Source organism: Wolbachia endosymbiont of Aedes albopictus (assembly GCF_024804185.1).
Lineage (GTDB): Bacteria > Pseudomonadota > Alphaproteobacteria > Rickettsiales > Anaplasmataceae > Wolbachia > Wolbachia pipientis_B.
Genome location: NZ_CP101659.1, coordinates 1 through 16,844 on the forward strand (window position 1 = coordinate 1; position 16,844 = coordinate 16,844).

At 34.8% G+C, this 16,844-nt stretch carries 13 protein-coding genes and 1 pseudogene; 10 read left to right on the forward strand and 4 right to left on the reverse strand.

Annotated elements, in window-relative coordinates:
- Positions 1-678, forward strand: coding sequence for a nucleotide-binding protein (locus NHG98_RS06315; protein WP_259245613.1), 678 nt, complete (start codon positions 1-3; stop codon positions 676-678).
- Positions 668-940, forward strand: a complete 273-nt coding sequence (locus NHG98_RS06320) for a hypothetical protein (protein ID WP_259245614.1) — start codon at positions 668-670, stop codon at positions 938-940. Before NHG98_RS06315 ends, NHG98_RS06320 begins: the two co-directional genes overlap by 11 nt.
- Positions 941-1,222: 282 nt before the next feature.
- Here NHG98_RS06320 and NHG98_RS06325 read toward each other — a convergent pair whose 3' ends face one another.
- Positions 1,223-2,248, reverse strand: coding sequence for a hypothetical protein (locus tag NHG98_RS06325; protein WP_259245615.1), 1,026 nt, complete (start codon positions 2,246-2,248; stop codon positions 1,223-1,225).
- Between the two features lie 520 nt (positions 2,249-2,768).
- A complete protein-coding gene (locus tag NHG98_RS06330; RefSeq protein WP_259245616.1) occupies positions 2,769-3,914 on the reverse strand; it encodes an ATP-binding protein in 1,146 nt (381 codons plus the stop codon).
- 453 nt (positions 3,915-4,367) lie between these two features.
- Between NHG98_RS06330 and NHG98_RS06335 the strand changes: the two genes are divergently transcribed.
- Positions 4,368-5,222 carry an Rpn family recombination-promoting nuclease/putative transposase gene (locus tag NHG98_RS06335; protein WP_259245617.1) on the forward strand — a complete coding sequence of 285 codons (855 nt, stop codon included), beginning with the start codon at positions 4,368-4,370 and terminating at the stop codon, positions 5,220-5,222.
- A gap of 221 nt (positions 5,223-5,443) precedes the next feature.
- Here the strand turns inward: NHG98_RS06335 and NHG98_RS06340 are convergent, their stop codons facing one another.
- A complete protein-coding gene (locus NHG98_RS06340) occupies positions 5,444-5,746 on the reverse strand; it encodes a type II toxin-antitoxin system RelE family toxin (protein ID WP_259245618.1) in 303 nt (100 codons plus the stop codon).
- Entirely contained in the window at positions 5,712-5,939 is a 228-nt protein-coding gene (locus NHG98_RS06345) for a hypothetical protein (protein ID WP_259245619.1), read from the reverse strand. The genes NHG98_RS06340 and NHG98_RS06345 overlap by 35 nt, the downstream gene beginning before the upstream one ends.
- A 160-nt stretch (positions 5,940-6,099) precedes the next feature.
- On the opposite strand from NHG98_RS06345, the gene NHG98_RS06350 reads away from it, so the two are divergent.
- The 7 genes and pseudogenes from NHG98_RS06350 to NHG98_RS06380 all read left to right on the forward strand — a co-directional run.
- Positions 6,100-6,948 (forward strand): Rpn family recombination-promoting nuclease/putative transposase, encoded by an 849-nt coding sequence (locus NHG98_RS06350; RefSeq protein ID WP_259245620.1) that lies wholly within the window; start codon positions 6,100-6,102, stop codon positions 6,946-6,948.
- A gap of 239 nt (positions 6,949-7,187) precedes the next feature.
- Positions 7,188-8,156 carry an ankyrin repeat domain-containing protein gene (locus tag NHG98_RS06355; protein ID WP_096617899.1) on the forward strand — a complete coding sequence of 323 codons (969 nt, stop codon included), beginning with the start codon at positions 7,188-7,190 and terminating at the stop codon, positions 8,154-8,156.
- Between the two features lie 122 nt (positions 8,157-8,278).
- Positions 8,279-13,042 (forward strand): hypothetical protein, encoded by a 4,764-nt coding sequence (locus NHG98_RS06360; RefSeq protein WP_096617901.1) that lies wholly within the window; start codon positions 8,279-8,281, stop codon positions 13,040-13,042.
- Positions 13,002-14,804 (forward strand): tetratricopeptide repeat protein, encoded by a 1,803-nt coding sequence (locus NHG98_RS06365; protein ID WP_259245610.1) that lies wholly within the window; start codon positions 13,002-13,004, stop codon positions 14,802-14,804. The genes NHG98_RS06360 and NHG98_RS06365 overlap by 41 nt, the downstream gene beginning before the upstream one ends.
- Positions 14,805-15,004: 200 nt before the next feature.
- Entirely contained in the window at positions 15,005-15,166 is a 162-nt protein-coding gene (locus tag NHG98_RS06370; RefSeq protein ID WP_259245611.1) for a hypothetical protein, read from the forward strand.
- Positions 15,167-15,376: 210 nt separating this feature from the next.
- Positions 15,377-16,426, forward strand: coding sequence for a Fic family protein (locus NHG98_RS06375; RefSeq protein ID WP_259245612.1), 1,050 nt, complete (start codon positions 15,377-15,379; stop codon positions 16,424-16,426).
- A gap of 138 nt (positions 16,427-16,564) precedes the next feature.
- Positions 16,565-16,706 (forward strand): annotated as a pseudogene (locus tag NHG98_RS06380) (IS982 family transposase); the annotation flags it as partial.
- Positions 16,707-16,844: the final 138 nt, after the last annotated feature.

Genomic DNA, 16,844 nt, shown 5'->3' on the forward strand with positions numbered 1-16,844 from the left:
ATGGTAATAGTTATTGGTGGTCAAAAAGGTGGTAGTGGTAAAACGACCATAGCTACAAATATAGCGACGATGTGCGTTATAGAAAATAGAAACATCCTCCTCTACGATCTTGACCCGCAAAGGACAACTACCTTATGGGCGTATCGACGAGACGAGGACCAAAGTTTGCCTAGAGTTGACAGTATCCAAAAGGTGTTGAACGGACAAACGATTCAAGATGGTGAAGTAATTGTAGATGAATTACGAAATTTACAGTCTGAATGTCGGGACATTATTGTTGATGCAGGAGGAATAAATAATGAAGCATTGAGAGCTGCCTTATTATTAGCTGATCTAGCTATATTTCCGATTATTCCATCTGAATTTGATATGTGGACATTTGAAACTCTGAACAATTTAGTTGCCAACCTTCAAAGCTGCTCGAGGACCCTGAACGCAAAAGTGCTAATTAATAGAGTAAGTACTAACCCAGCTACAGCTAAAAAAGAAATCGAAGACTGTGATGGTTTTTTAAGCGGTTTTGATAACCTAACAAGGTTCGATAGTTTTTTGAGTGAACGCATTGCAGTTCGACGTGCCTCTGGTAAAGGTATGGCAACTGTTGAGTATAAACCGGCTGATTTAAAGGCAATTAAGGAATTTGAATCTGTTTACAAGGAGGTCTTAAATGTCCAATAGAAGAGTCCCTATAGCACAAGGTGGAAACAGATTAAGTGAAATTAATAATTCTGCTGCTATTAGTTCTACTCTAAGTTATAGAAAGGAATCTCAACGAGAAAGAGCCTTTATTAAAGAGCGAAAGCCAACACACTCGTTGCTACTAAAATTGCCACTTGATTTACATCAAAAATTAAGAGAAATAGCCTTTAAGACAGAGGATAAAATGACTCCTATCATAATAAGGGCTATAGAAGGGTATATTAAAGCCTTAGAGAAATAACTGTGGATAACTCACGTATAACTGTTTGTCCCTTTACTACTATAATATGGGGGCACTTCCAACTTTTATAATAAGAATATACTAAAAAAATATAATATGTACATATATACTATTGTTACTAATAAAACTGTAGATAACTTTTAGAAAAAATAAAAAAACTACTTAATTTTAGAGTAAAAGTAGTACAAAACTTGTATAGTTACCAAGTTTTTTATGAGCCTTTTTCAATTAAGCAATAAGAGGGTCACTTTCAGGTGAAACGTTAACATTTTTACTTCTTATTTAGGGTCCCTGTAGATTGTACAGTTTGTTGTAATCCTCCAGAACATCAAACGGATTTTCTCTTATACAAGATAGTATGTGGCGTAGCTCCCGCAATACCCTTCTTCTGCTCTGAATATACTTCTTGTTGAAAAGAAAAGAAACATGCCGCCGCGCGATCAAGAAAAAGTCTTTCTCCGTGTTTACTCCAATCTTGATCATTCTGTCTTTAAACCTGTTGAAAATGAGTTTTAGCCGCCGCTCCAGCTCTTTTCTCACGTATATTTCAACAGCAGCTCCTCCTCGCTTGCTTAGCAGACTTATTTGGTATAGATTATATCCCTGTACTGTCCTGAAAATTTGATATACTTTGTCGGGTGTTGCTCCTGCAGCAAGTAGTTTTTCCTCTCTTTCCTCACTGGTGTTTTTTATTATAAAGTCTATGTGGCGGTCAACTTTTTCTTTCATACCTCTAATGCTGTATAAATGCTCATCAAAGGTTATCCAGAGATTTTTGACGTAGACCATTATCACCTTAATTTCAGGATGATCCTGGAACTTTTCGAAAACTTTTTTTATCGCATCTTCTCTAATAGATAGTACGTCCGGAGCTTGCGACGTTTTTAGACTGTAAAACTTATCATTTACTATCTCCACAAAGTATTTTTCCGCCTCTTTTTGGGCTGCATTGGAAAAGATTTTCTTTGCTTTGTGCGGATTGAACGGTTCTGAAAGATAGCTACTATGTTCTTCTGGAACAGAAGTTCCATTTTTAAACCATCTTACTTCCTTATTTTTTAAAACTTGTAGTAGTTCACTGGCAGTAAGACGCGTTTCATCATCGAAAGTTCTAACTGGACGCTTACGCTCAACTGACTTTTCTCGCGCTTTTACTCTTCTTCTAGAGTTGATTTGTGCTCTGACATGTTTGCTGTTGACATTAACTAAGTGCGAGCTGCCACGTAAGTCAAAATTATGAAATTTACAGTAAAAAGAAGTTTTTTTTACTTGACTTTCTTTTTTATTAAAGTAAAAATCTTTTTGCATGGTTTGGTGCTGGTAGACCTTTTTGCTGGTAACGAAAATTTTCTACCAAAAAATTTAAGTTGTGTAAAGCGTAACTTTACGCTTTACACAATTCTTTCCAAAAATTAGCGATTTCAATCCATTTCTGACTTCAAAAGTCTTATTGGTAAAAAATCTGGTCGTTACTAAGGTTTCATAAAAAATCAATTCCACGCTAAATGTGTTAATAATTGAAGCTAAGCAATTTAAAAAATTGGGTTTTTCCTGATAAACTGAAAATTCTATAGTACCAGTCTTTCATAAGATGCTCAACTGGAACAGCAGCTACAGCGTAAATATATAACTTATGAGAAAGCACTAAAAAACCATCTAAACAACGGATATTTCATGGATAAGTCTGATCCAAAAGTTTTATTGATTTAGTTCAAAAAGAAGTTTCTCAATATGTGGTTAGTGATTCTATTAAGGATTTGAATTCAAGGAAAAGCAAGGTATTTACTGCGTGGGTATTGCTATAAGACAATCAAGTTAACGAATCGTTCTACTTGGTAAGTTGATCTATTTCATTTATTGGCACAAGTTTAACTTTTGCGTGTGAACCATTCTGCTGACCTGTATAGATTAAATATCCCTTAGCTGTTTGAGAGAGTTTACAGAAATACTGTACATTTTTAATAAAATCACTCTGAAACGTGGAACCAGCCTTAATTTCAATAGCATGAATGTTACCACCCCGTTCTGCTAATAAATCTATTTCGTGTCCCGTTCGGTCACGCCAAAAGTATATATTAGCAGGTAATCCCTGATTGAGGTGCTTCTTGAAAATCTCCAAAACAATCAAATTTTCAAACAGAGCTCCTTTAAGGTAGTGTGTTTCTAGTTGACTCTCCTTTTCAAGGCCAAGGAGCGTACAAGCAAGACCAGTGTCATAGAAGTATAACTTTGGCATCTTGATTAAACGCTTGTTGAAACTTTGGTGAAATGGTTGAAGAAAAAATATTAGGTAACTAGCTTCCAAAACATTCAGCCACTGCCGCATAGTTGTATGAGAAATGCCACAATCTTGAGCAAAAGATGATAAATTAAGAATCTGACCTACTCGACCTGCACACAGTTTGAGGAAGGTTTGGAATCTACCAATGTTTTCAATATTTTTAAGTTGTCGAACGTCTCTCTCAATGTAGGTTTGGATATAACTAGGATAGAAATCCAGTGGGTGTATGTTAAGGCTATGTAATCCAGGATACCCTCCCTTAAAAATAGCTGAATTAACATTTATAAACGTACCAAGCTCAGATAAACTGAGGGGCAATAGTGTTGTCATGCCTATGCGTCCTGAAAGGGATTGAGAAACGTGATGACTAAGAGCAAAATTTTGAGACCCCGTTAGTACATATCGACCCTTTACAGGAGACTCATCAGCTATTTCTTGAAGATATGATAATAACTCAGGCACGTGCTGTACTTCATCAAAAATAGCGCCCTGCTGATAATTAGCTAGAAATGCCCTAGGATCATTTTGCGCTTGAAAACGAGTGTCAATATTTTCTAAAGATACGTACGGCAAATGCTTAAACAACGTTTTTGCAATAGTTGTTTTACCAGACTGTCTGGGGCCTGTAATGCCCAGAGCAGGATAAAGCTTAGAAAATCTTTCTAAAACTGGGGTTATAGAACGTAAATACATAAATTGAATTTTATAGTTTCAATATGCAAGAATACTATAAAATGACAACACTTACACGAACATTATGATTTGAAAACAGGGTTTTGCACAAGACTTGCTGAACTTTCTACAAAAACATAGTTGATATCTCTGGCGATAACGTCCCTGAGCCCTCCTTCCTGATCCATTCTCTACCTTGAACCGGAGGCTCCTCAAACTCTAAATCTTGTTTTCGTCGCCTCTCCCCTAATTATATACTATATTATATATATAAATATAATATAGTATATAATTTATAGGGGGGTATACCAAAAAAATGAGCTTTTTTTGAGCTGAGCGAAGCCACCTAAGGTAGAGAATGGATCAGGAAGGAGGGCTGTATAATAATATATTTAATGTTTATAGAGTTGTTTTAAAGTTGAATATTTGTAAAAAATAATGTATAATTATTAATGGTTTTTAAGTGGATTTCTTATGGTTTTATCAAAGTTCTTAGATCCAAAAAACAATTACGCGTTCAAGCGTATCTTTGGCAGTGAGAAGAATAAAGACATTCTTGTTCACCTTCTCAATGATATTCTAGGTCTCACTGGTGAAGCTAAAATAAAGGACGTGAAGTTCTTAAATCCTATTCTAAACCCCGATATTGCCTCTCAAAAGGAGAGTATTGTTGATGTACTCTGTAGAGATTCTAAAGGTATTCAAACGATTGTTGAGATGCAGGTCGCCAGAACTACTGGCTTCGAAAAACGTGCACAGTACTATGCTGCTGGAGCTTATTTTAGCCAAGCCGACGTAGGTGGTAAATATCAGGACCTAAAAGAAGTTATCTTCATTGCTATCACTGACTTCGTTCTATTTCCTGAGGATTCTGAACATATTTCCACTCATCACATACTTAATATAAAAACCTATAGACATTACTTAAAAGATTTTAAATTTGTCTTTATTGAATTGCCAAAGTTTACAAAAACAAAAGAGGACCAATTAGAAAATATATTCGAAAAATGGTGTTACTTTTTTAAGTATGCAAGTGAGACTAGTGAAGAGGATCTGCAAAAAATAGTAGGGAGCGATGAGGTTATTGGCAGGGCTTATAATGAGTTGGTTGGATATAATTGGACTAAGGAAGAACGTGCTATATACTATGATGATAAGAAACGTGAGGATGACAACTTTTCCTGCATCATGCAAAGTAGAATCGAGGGAAAAATCGAAGGAAAAATCGAAGTTGCAAAAAACCTACTTAAAGCTGATGTATCTGTTGACTTAATAGCTGAATCTACTGGTCTTCCAATTGATGAGATCAAAAAACTAAAGTCAAATTAACCAAGTGCACATAACTTAGCTCGTTTGCAGACATGCTTATAAAAGCGTTTTAAAAGGTTTTTATAGCGTTATTTGTAATCAGATAGTCTTCTATAGCTTTATTTAGAAAACATCTATAATGCCCCTTAAAATTTGAATAAAAGTTGATGCGAGCAAATCTACATGGTTTGAGTGTGTGTGATCCAAAATAGAATAAAAAGGAGGGCTGTATAAAAATATATTTAATGTTTTTGTGGCTTGAACTTTTTATAAACACCTTGTCTATGCTTTACTGAAACAATATCCACTTTGTGTTCTGTAGTATCTACACAATAAATCATGCGGTAATTCTTGACTTCTATCCTTCTGTGCCCTTCAAATTCGCCAAGCAGTTTTCTACCAACACTAGTTGGATTAGTCGTAAGAACTCCATTTATTATTTCTAGGACAATAGACCTTATATCTGCTGGTAAAGCAGGAATATCTTTTTTGAGAACGCGTTTAGCACATTCAACCAAATATAACTTTTTGTAAGGTTTCTTCATCAATCTTTATTCTTTCCTCACCCTCGCATTCCTCAATGATTTTGGATGCTCCAATATTCTCTACTTCATCGATTACTTGTTGCATTATCTTTTCTACTAGCTCTTGAACAGGCTTTTCAGCAACTGCAGCTAAGTCAATGAGACAACCTGAAAGTTCACTACTGAAAGTCATACTGACTTTTTGATCTGCCATAAGTTTTACCAAAATCTACCACTATGACAATTTTACAACATTTTTTTAATTTTTCAATAAAGAAAGGAGGGCTGTATAAAAATGTTTATGGAGTTGTTTTAAAGTTGAATACTTGTAAAAAATAATGTATAATTATTAATGGTTTTTAAGTGGATTTCTTATGGTTTTATCAAAGTTTTTAGATCCAAAAAACAATTACGCGTTCAAGCGTATCTTTGGCACTGAGAAGAATAAAGACATTCTTGTTCACCTTCTCAATGATATTCTAGGTCTCACTGGTGAAGCTAAAATAAAGGACGTGAAGTTCTTAAATCCTATTCTAAACCCCGATATTGCCTCTCAAAAGGAGAGTATTGTCGATGTACTCTGTAGAGATTCTAAAGGTATTCAAACGATTGTTGAGATGCAGGTCGCCAGAACTACTGGCTTCGAAAAACGTGCACAGTACTATGCTGCTGGAGCTTATTTTAGCCAAGCCGACGTAGGTGGTAAATATCAGGACCTAAAAGAAGTTATCTTCATTGCTATCACTGACTTCGTTCTATTTCCTGAGGATTCTGAACATATTTCCACTCATCACATACTTAATATAAAAACCTATAGACATTACTTAAAAGATTTTAAATTTGTCTTTATTGAATTGCCAAAGTTTACAAAAACAAAAGAGGACCAATTAGAAAATATATTCGAAAAATGGTGTTACTTTTTTAAGTATGCAAGTGAGACTAGTGAAGAGGATCTACAAAAAATAGTAGGGAGCGATGAGGTTATTGGCAGGGCTTATAATGAGTTGGTTGGATATAATTGGACCAAGGAAGAACGTGCTATATACTATGATGATAAGAAACGTGAGGATGACAACTTTTCCTGCATCATGCAAAGTAGAATTGAAGGTAGAAAGGAGAGAGAGATTGAGATGGCAAAGGCAATGCTTGCTGAAGGTATGGATGTCACTACCGTTGCTAGATTAACAGAATTATCTATTGACGAAATCGGGAAACTAAATTAACCAAGTGCACATGAGTTAGTAAACAATACTAATTAGCTCGTTTGCAGATATGCTTTGAGGTATAGAAACACGATAAAACGTTTTAAAAGGTTTTTATAGCGTTATTTGTAATCAGGTATAGTTTGCTGTAGCTTTATTCAGAAAACATCTGTAATATCCCTATACTTCCGTGCTTTTAAAAAAAGTTGATGCAAGCAAAATATTTTTTAATATGTTCGGGTTGATACCAAGAGGGGTTTATGTTAGCGTTTGCCCAGAGGCTTAGAAATATGTTTAGGTCAAATCTTGCTAATAATCCAGAAGGAAACATGGAAGAGGGATATGCTGATGGAAGAGAACATTACGAACTTCAGGAATTAAGAAATCTGAATTCACAATTTTTCGATATCTGTGAAAGAGAAGGTGTCAATTCAGGGATTAATTTTCTAAGTGATAATGGTTATTTAAATAGAGGGTCGCTTTCTAAAGTTATTAATACTAAGAATAGAGAAGGAAAGGATGTAATTACTCTAGTTGTTGAAAGTGATAACCTAGAATGCATTTCAACTGCTTTTGAGTACTTAACTCATGAAGATTTTAACAGAAAGGGTGAAAGAGATTATACACCTCTACATGAAGCTGTGCGTTTAAAAAGTAGTAACGCAGTTAAAAAGCTTTTAGAATCAGAACATGTAGACGTTGAGCTCCTAGATGAAAAGTTTTATAAAGCACGGAAGTATATTGACGATAAAGAAACAGCAAAATTGTTTGTTAAGTGCTATGATGAAAAAATCAGTAATTTGAGTGGAAAAGTAGAAGATAGCAATAAAAAATTAGTGCTAATTGGGCGTGCCATGCACACAACAAAATGTATTTTTGGACTCTTGGCAGCTTTTGGCTCTGTTATTAAGATATATGAAGATTATAATGCAGGAGCTGAACATAATCCTATCATTAATACCCTTGGTTCGCTTGGTAGTGCTGCAGGTCTATTCGTGTCTATTAATTATTGCGTCGATGCAGTGCTTTCATCGTATAGAAAAAAGAGTTCTAGTTTGAAAAAAGAACGCGAAAATTTTATAGAAGAAAGATATAAGGTGGAAAGAAAATTATATGATTTTCGAAAGGAACAGGCATCTTCTCATACTGGGACGAATTTAGTTGCTCCACGGGTATTGCAGTTAGCTTCAGTTTCTGATAGTGTGTATAGTCCCGAAATGCGGAATTAGGTATCTCTGGGACATACATCTAAATTAGGAATTGATGAGTTTGCAGTTAGAGTATTCTACTTAAAGCATATTGAACTATTAGTTTTTTATGGTATGTTAGCGGTGTATCAATTAGGGTAAATATGCAAAGAGCTTCTTCTATCGAGGAATCTAAGTCTGTCAAGAAAACGCCTTCCAAAACACCTGCCAAAAGAGCTAAAGCTAGCAAAGTAAGTAAAGATTCTGATAAAAAAGCTGAGCAATCATTAATAGATGTTATGCAGAATGAATCTGAGCAACCATCAATACCAGATAGTAGTTTGCTTGAAGTACCCAGAGGGCATAAAGTCAAGAGTGGATCTACGTCACGTAGAACAAGTTTTAATTCAGAAGCATCAGGAAATGAGAGTGATGTATCAGAGGTAAATGACATTGATGTTGAAGAATCTTGGAATTCGGTGTTAAAAAAAGATATAAAAAAATTTATAGAAGAAAAGAAGGAAAAAGGAGAGAGTTGGTGGATAGAGTTATTAGGGACGAAGGTAGGTTTTGATGCTGTTGCGAAGAAGTGGATAAGGGGAGAAAAGGCAAAAGATAATTTAGGACAGCTTCCTCAGGCATTAGATGAGCTAGTGGTAAGGTTAGTATGTGAAATTGACATATCTCCTGGCACAGCTTTCGAGGCAAAGAGGATATTTGCATTGTTTGAGTCGCTTAGTAACGTAATAGAAAAAGAACAGCGCAGAAAAATTGTGGAATTAATAGTTCAAGAGGACAAAACTAATCTATTAAAACTTGTTTGTAATGAAGAGAATAAGGGTCAATGGAATAAGAAGAAGGATGGTAGTATGGCTGCCTCATTCAATAACAGCGCAGATCGTCGATACTTTTGGAAAGGAGAGTTCAGTGGTTTTGCTACAATAGCAGAATTACTAAACTATGCAATTGATCAAGGTAGTCCTGGATCAGTGAGACTTCTTGTAGACAAAATATATAGTGCATTACATCCTATATATAATAAAGGACGGTATCTTGGTAGTACGCTATATTTGGGTCATTATTCATGTTCAGTTAATGGCAAAAGTATAATGTCAGGACAAGAGAAGGAAGAATTTTTTAAAGAGCTTCTAGAAAAAGTAATAGAAAAAGGTTTCACAGATTCATTATTGGGAATGTTAGGCGGAGATATAGCTCAGCTTATTCTTAGGATGTCAAAAGATAAATTTGAAGCATGCGATGAACTTCAAGATATTTACAACATGACTAAAACTGCAGTAATACGTGTTTTACAGTCATTGGTACAACCTCAGGCAGAAGATCGCAAAGCGCTCATAAAAGAATTAATAGAAAAAGGGGCAACAGTAGAGGAACGAGACATTAACGAAAAAGATCTAATAGCACTGGCAGGTGAGCACGGAGTAAAATTATTATTGAAAGGAAAAGGGAAAGGCTATATCAAGAGAAAACTTCAAGAAAATGGAGTGAATGTAAGCGAAGTAAAGAGGAAACTATCACAAGGTGTAATATATGGCATAATAGTAGAGTTGTTTTTTCATCAACATAAGCAAATATATGCGATAGCAGAAGGCACTAATAAACTAATTTTTTATGATTATTATAAGGATCTAACTGATAAAGATAAGGTAAAAGAAGTATTAAGTGATTTAAAGCAAGATATAGAGGGAGAAGTATTAAAAGTAATCATACAATTGAATAAGGTAGGTCGTGCTCAACAAAACCTTTTCTCTAGATTGGTATTCAAAGAAATCATGCTCGTTGAACCTAATAAAGGAAAAGATTCAGAGATAAACGTAGACAATGTAGAGAAGATAATAAAAGCTTGTGCTGCTCTTTGTCAAGAACCAATGCAAGAATTGGTGGAAGGTATAAAAATAAACAAAATTAACTTAGAAATTTATAATATTCTTAGACTTATCAATGTTGAGTTGCCAGATAATATAACAGTATTAGATACACTGAGTTTTAATGCTAGTGATATTATTTATAACGACTTTCAGAGAGAAATAGGCTCAGTATACAATAATCCTTCATCAGTGCCGGCATTTAGTGGATTCTCCCAGTATATTATCGATATGTTAGAAGCAGGAGAAGAAAAGTTACCTGAAGTAATAAGTGAGGTGGAAAAAAATGTGAAAGTTCTAGATGATAAAGGTTCTATTGATGTGAATGGTACGTTTCAAGTTCTTGAGATACTTCATCCAAAAATAACAAAAGAGCAGCGCAGAAAAATTGTGGAATTAATAGTTCAGGAGGATAAAACTAATTTATTAAAGCTTATTTGTAATGAAGAGAATAAGAGTCGAGAGAATAAGAAGAAGGATGGTAGTATGGTTACCTCATCCAATAACATGGCAATTGGTCAATACTTTTGGAAAGGAGAGTTCAGTGGTTTTGCTACAATAGTAGAATTACTAGAATATACAATTGATCAAGATAGTCCTGGATCAGCGAGACTTCTTGTAGACAGAATATATAGCACATTACATCCTATATATAATAGAGTACAGTATCTTGATAATGTGCGCTATTTGCAGAACTATCGATGTTCAGTTAATGGCAAAAGTGTAATATCAGTACAAGAGAAGGAAGAATTTTTTAAAGAGCTTCTAGAAAAAGTAATAGAAAAAGGTTTCACAGATTCATTATTGGGAATGTTAAGCGGAGATATAGCTCAGCTTATTCTTAGGATGTCAAAAGATAAATTTGAAGCATGCGATGAACTTCAAGATATTTACAACATGACTAAAACTGCAGTAATAGATGTTTTACAGTCATTGGTACAACCTCAGGCAGAAGATCGCAAAGCGCTCATAAAAGAATTAATAGAAAAAGGAGCAACAGTAGAGGAACAAGACATTACCGAAAAAGATCTAATAGCACTGGTAGATGAGCACAAAATAAAATTGCCATGGAAAGCAGGAATAAACGATATCAAGAGAAAACTTCAAGAAAATGGAGTGAATGTAAGCGAAGTAAAGAGGAAACTATCACAAGGTGTAATATATGGCATAATAGTAGAGTTGTTTTTTCATCAACATAAGCAAATATATGCGATAGCAGAAGGCACTAACAAGCTAATTTTTCATGATAGTCGTAATGATCCAACTGATAAAGGTAAGGTAAAAGAAGTATTAAGTGATTTAAAGCAAGATATAGAGGGAGAAGTATTAAAAGTAATCACAAAATTTAATAGGGTAGGTCATGCTCAACAAAACCTTTTCTCTAGATTGGTATTCAAAGAAATCATGCTCGTTGAACCTAATAAAGGAAAAGATTCAGAGATAAACGTAGACAATGTAGAGAAGATAATGAAAGGCTGTGTTGCTCTTCGTAAAGAACCAATGCAAAAATTGGTAGATGAGCTGAGGGAAAAAGGTGTAACAATAAATGAAAAAGTTATGGATGTTCTGAAGCTTGTTGGTGTTGATTCTTTAGCACTAGAAAAGAGTAATGTTGTAGCAAGTAGAAATATTCCACTGCTACAAATAGAAGATTTAACACTTAGTTCAAACAGTGGATCAGAGAAGAGCACTTCTAATGAGTTAAGACAACCATCTGCTGATGCTGAACTAACAAGTGATGATTGTTCATCGACTTCTCGTGATCCACTAAAGATAAACATTACAGGACCCGAGAGGGTGGCTAAAGCCAAGGTTTTGTCTCCACCTCCACCTGGTTCAAAAGCGGTAGAGAAAAAAGATAAAGGTTTTATGCAAAGTAATTGTGGACAAGGCGGAGAGTCTTATTATAATGCAGATGTAGGTAGTAGTCGTTACTACCTGAATATACAAAATAGTTGTAGGATGGTTGGAATGCACAGTTTGCAACAAGGAGGAATAGATAAGATCCGTTCTAAGCAACGGGAGTCATCGCGAAAGAAGTCATCTAATGTTTTGTTACCAAAAGTTAGTTACTTAGAGGATGCTCATTGCGAGAGATATAGAGAAGTGTTTCTAAATATGATGCTTGATTATAATGAATTTGTAGATTGTCGTGATTTACTACAGGAAGATCCGAATACAGGAGTGGGTCGCTCATCATTGAGTAGTTCATCAGATACTTCACTAGTTACTTCACCAAACAGTCAAAATGGTTCAAGAGATCAATCATACGAGGAGGAAGACCATTATCTAGATGGCATGCGAGATTACAATGACGCGATTGATCTGTTCAAAAAAAGAGACGTGGATCAAGCTAAGGGTAAGATTTGTCAGTCAGCAAGTAAGAAATTCGAATATGGAATGTTCGCATATGCGATAATAAAGTTCAAGGAGGCTATAGAAGGTAATATCACTCTTAAAAACATGTCGGGAGTAGACTGTGCTCCACAAGAAGTGATCAAAGAGGCTGTTAAATGTATGCTTGACTCAGGGAAGTTTTTTTCTCCCTTGAGTAGTTTTATACTTGGAATTATGGAATTATACAATCCAGGAAATTATGGCAAAGTGATTCAACATGAATCGGAAATGTCATGGAAAAGGCATTTCGCTGATGTCTTGCGGTATACTGAAACTACCACTTTAAGGGACAATCTCTTGGGTTTTATTGGAGCAAGTAACTTAGATTCTATTCAGCTAACTAGTTATCTGAACACAGTAGGAGAAGAGAGAGGAAGGAAAAAATTAGAATTTATAGTCGAATATGTAGAATATGAGTTAGCAAAAGAGATGATATCAAATAAAAAGGAGCTTGTTACTGCGGACTGTCTGCTTAAACGATTATCTTCCGAATCTTTTTTTGATGCGAAATATTCGTATGCGGTTGCGCTGTTCAGCGGTAGATTTGGTTACAAAGCAGATGAAAAGAAAAAAGAAGAAATTCGCGTGCTTCTCCAAGATGCTAGTCGTGGATGTCCAGAAGCAAAGCTTTTTATGGGGGGGGTATGAGTCTTTTAAGTCCGTTATTTGTTGGAGGTATTTGGAAGGTTATTTAAATGTAAAGTTTGGTGATAAGGCTGTGAAACAAAATTATCTCAAAGAAAAAATATCGATTTTTGTTGCTCATGAATACATTAAAGAGAACAGTTTATATGTACAATATGACAAACTAAAGGCTATAAATATTGTGCAGAAGAATTGCGATGAAGCTCAATTGGAAAGGTTAGAAAAAGCAATAAAAAAAGGCAAAAAATGTTCTCAAGGTCTATTAGATGATGAGGTATTAAAAACATTAAAACATATGGTTCATGTACTTCAAGATGATAAGTCAAATGGTAAGTCATATGCTCAGAAGTTATCAGATATGCTAAAACAGCTACGTGAGGAATTAAAAAATAGCAAAATGACTATTCAACAATCGTCAGAACTATCATCTATACTGAAAAGTTTAGCTGACGCGAAATTTGATAAGAAGAAGGATTTTTCACAACTACAGCATCTATGTTGTTTTTTAGAAGAACAAGTTAGTAATGAACAGGAAAAAGTTTTGTCATTACTAGAAAAACTACAAGAAGAGCTTACTAATATATTAAAAGAGATGCGTAGTGGTAGTTCAGCTAGCTATTGTAAGGTTTTTTCTTCATTATCCTCTTCAAATACAGGTTATATGCTACCAAAGAGTAGTAACGAAAGTCCACAAGCCCATAGTACGCCGCTTGGTCTTAAAGGTAATATGCATCAATTTTTTAGAGATAAGTTCTTAGGTATTAATACTACGTTAAGTAGTAGAGAACAACTTTTGTGTGCTGAACAAGAATTGGAGAAGAGTCAGGTTAAAAGTATGGAAAGTGAAGATTTAGAAGGTAGTTTCTACTTAGGCATGGCTGCTTTAAATGTTGCGAATAAAGGTCTATCTGGATCCAGGCGAACATCTTTTTTTGTGCATTCGAACCCCGATGATGATGTTATGGGTGCTTCTTTAAATGTTGGAGTAAAACTTGCAAAAGAAGGTCGGTTAAAGGATGCTGATAGCATTTTTGATGATGTATTCAACAAAAGAGAAAGTGGTGGTTATAGTAGTTACAGTAAATTAAAGGTTCTTCATAATAAGGCAGAGCTGTATCGCACCCAAGGTAAAGATGAGGAGTGTTTAAAAGTTTATAAGATAATATATGACAAGTTAGGCTGTGATAATCCAGCTTCTTTATCAGTTGTGCGTGATATTGCAGGAGTGTTTTTTAAACAAGGTAAATTTGATGATGCTTTAAGACCTCTTCAGGAAGTGTATGGGGCTCAAGAGAAAATATTAGGTGGTGATCATCCTGGTGTTATATCAGTTTTTGCTGATATTCAGGAAGTATTAAAAGCACAGAAAAGTGAATGTTCAACACAACTTTTTCAAGGACGAGAGAAAGGTAAGAGCAGTTATAGTTCAAGTTCTAATACATCTGGCTTTGCAAGTAATTTTACTGCTCTCTCAGGTGTGCAGAATATTAGTGAGGGAGATAAAGTAACCGATTCAGGTTCTAACCCGAGTAGCGCATCCGGTGGGGTAAGGCAAAAACAAGGCTCGTATAGTTCACGACAAAATGTTCCTAAATCTAAGAAAGAATGGAGCAATGATGTTAAACCAAAAAAAACAGTACATTCTTCCAAGAGAGAGGTTGGTGCTACAGGAAGTATACCTAGCCTCAATAAACATACCTCCAAAGAGCAGGAGAGAAGAGAGAAAAATAAAGTGAATTCTTGTGGAAGAGGAAGGGGTAAATAACTGGGATAATGTGCTCGCGTTATCAAATTGTAACTTTGGCGTGGAAGGCTGAATATGAAGTTTTTGTTGTGATGGTGTAATATTATGCGTGCTCTTTATCGCTATTTTGGATAATTCATTAACGTTTACGAAGATAAGGGAATTTTGTATCTGTTCAGCGAAGCGGCAGAAAATTGTTAGAATGAAGTGGACGGTGTAATATGGTTGACACTTTGCACAGTTTAAATGGATCGGTTGAAGTCTTTTTCTCAACCATACTCCTGAAATGCTATAAAAAGCTGGATAATCCTGAAGCAGCTAAACCACAACAAAAAGCATTCAAAAACCATACAGTCAAGGAAGACCACCTTTTTCTTGCTTGACTGTATGTGATTACCACCAACAAAATACTAAAATATCTTGACTCTAAATAGAAGTATGAAAAGTATGCTCTTAAAAGAAATTTGCCTTTTTTACTGGAAGATGTGGCCAGCCAGAGAGATGCAAAAAACTAATGAGAGCGCAACAATTTAAGAGTTTACTAATAGGATATTTTCAAATATAATTGGGTATATTGAGATAAGAATACGGATATGTTTGATATTTCAAAAATTGAAATAACACCTGAAATACTAAAATTAGTTGCTGAAATTGATGAATTTAAAGGAGCATGGCAATTATTTGGTAATTTAGCTCCAGAACGTTTACAAATGCTCAAAAAAATCGCAGCAATTGAAAGTATCGGTTCTTCTACTCGTATTGAAGGGGCAAAATTATCAGACCGTGAAGTTGAACAATTATTATCCAGACTTGATACACGCTCATTTCGTTCTCGGGATGAACAAGAAATAGCTGGATATGCGTATGTGTGTGAAGAAGTGTTTCAAAACTTTGAAACTATGCCGTTCACAGAAAACATCATGAAACAGTTTCATATCTGGCTTTTGCAATTTTCATATAAAGATCAAAGACACATGGGAGAATATAAGAAATTTCCCAATCATGTTGAAGCGTTTGATGAATCTGGAAAAAGCTTAGGCATAATTTTTGAAGCAGCTTCTCCATTTGAGACGGTGATACAAATGCAAGAACTTATTTATTGGACTAGCCAGCAATTAGAAGTGAAATCGTTACACCATCTATTAATTATTGGTATCTTTATAGTTACTTTTTTGGCTATCCACCCCTTTCAAGATGGAAATGGAAGGTTATCACGTATTCTTACAACTTTCTTACTGCTAAAGTTAGGGTATACATACGTACCTTACAGTTCTCTTGAAAGTGTAATTGAAGGTAACAAGGAGAGTTATTACTTAGCTTTACGTCGTACTCAACAATCTTTGAAGACGGGCAGCTATGATTTTAATCCATGGCTTATGTTTTTTTTAAGATCACTACAAAAGCAAAAGTCTCATCTTGAGCAAAAGGTGTCACATGAAAAAATGTTAAATCTTTATTTACCACCACTTTCAGCCAAAATATTAGTTTTGCTTAGCAAACATGGACGTCTTACAATAAAGGATTTAGAAAATATTACTAAAGCAAACTGCAATACCTTAAAGAAGCATGTATATAATCTTGTGAAGAGTAATCACATTACTCAGCATGGAAAAGGAAAAGCAACTTGGTATGTAAGCATTTAGTTAAAACGCAAAAAACTTTAGCTGAGCCAGAAAAGCTGAGCTAACTGACGATACCTGCGATGTTACGCTCGAGCACCTGTTTTAACGCTAACTACGGATTAGAAAGAGAATAGAGAGAGCTTTTAGCAACAATAGGCAATGCATAAGAATATAACAGAGTTATTCTGTTTTGTAGATGATTATTGTAAAATAATAGATGAGAACTTTGCAACTAGCCAATGGTAAAAAACCTACAAGAATACCCATAATAACGTATTCTGAAATTATAACAATAATCCTATTTTCCTGACTGCTTTCTAATCCGCAGCTAAGGTTAATAAAATGCTTGATATATAAATATATACATATATAAATATACATACATATACATATATATATATACATATAAATATATGTGCTATAAAATGGAAGGTGTACT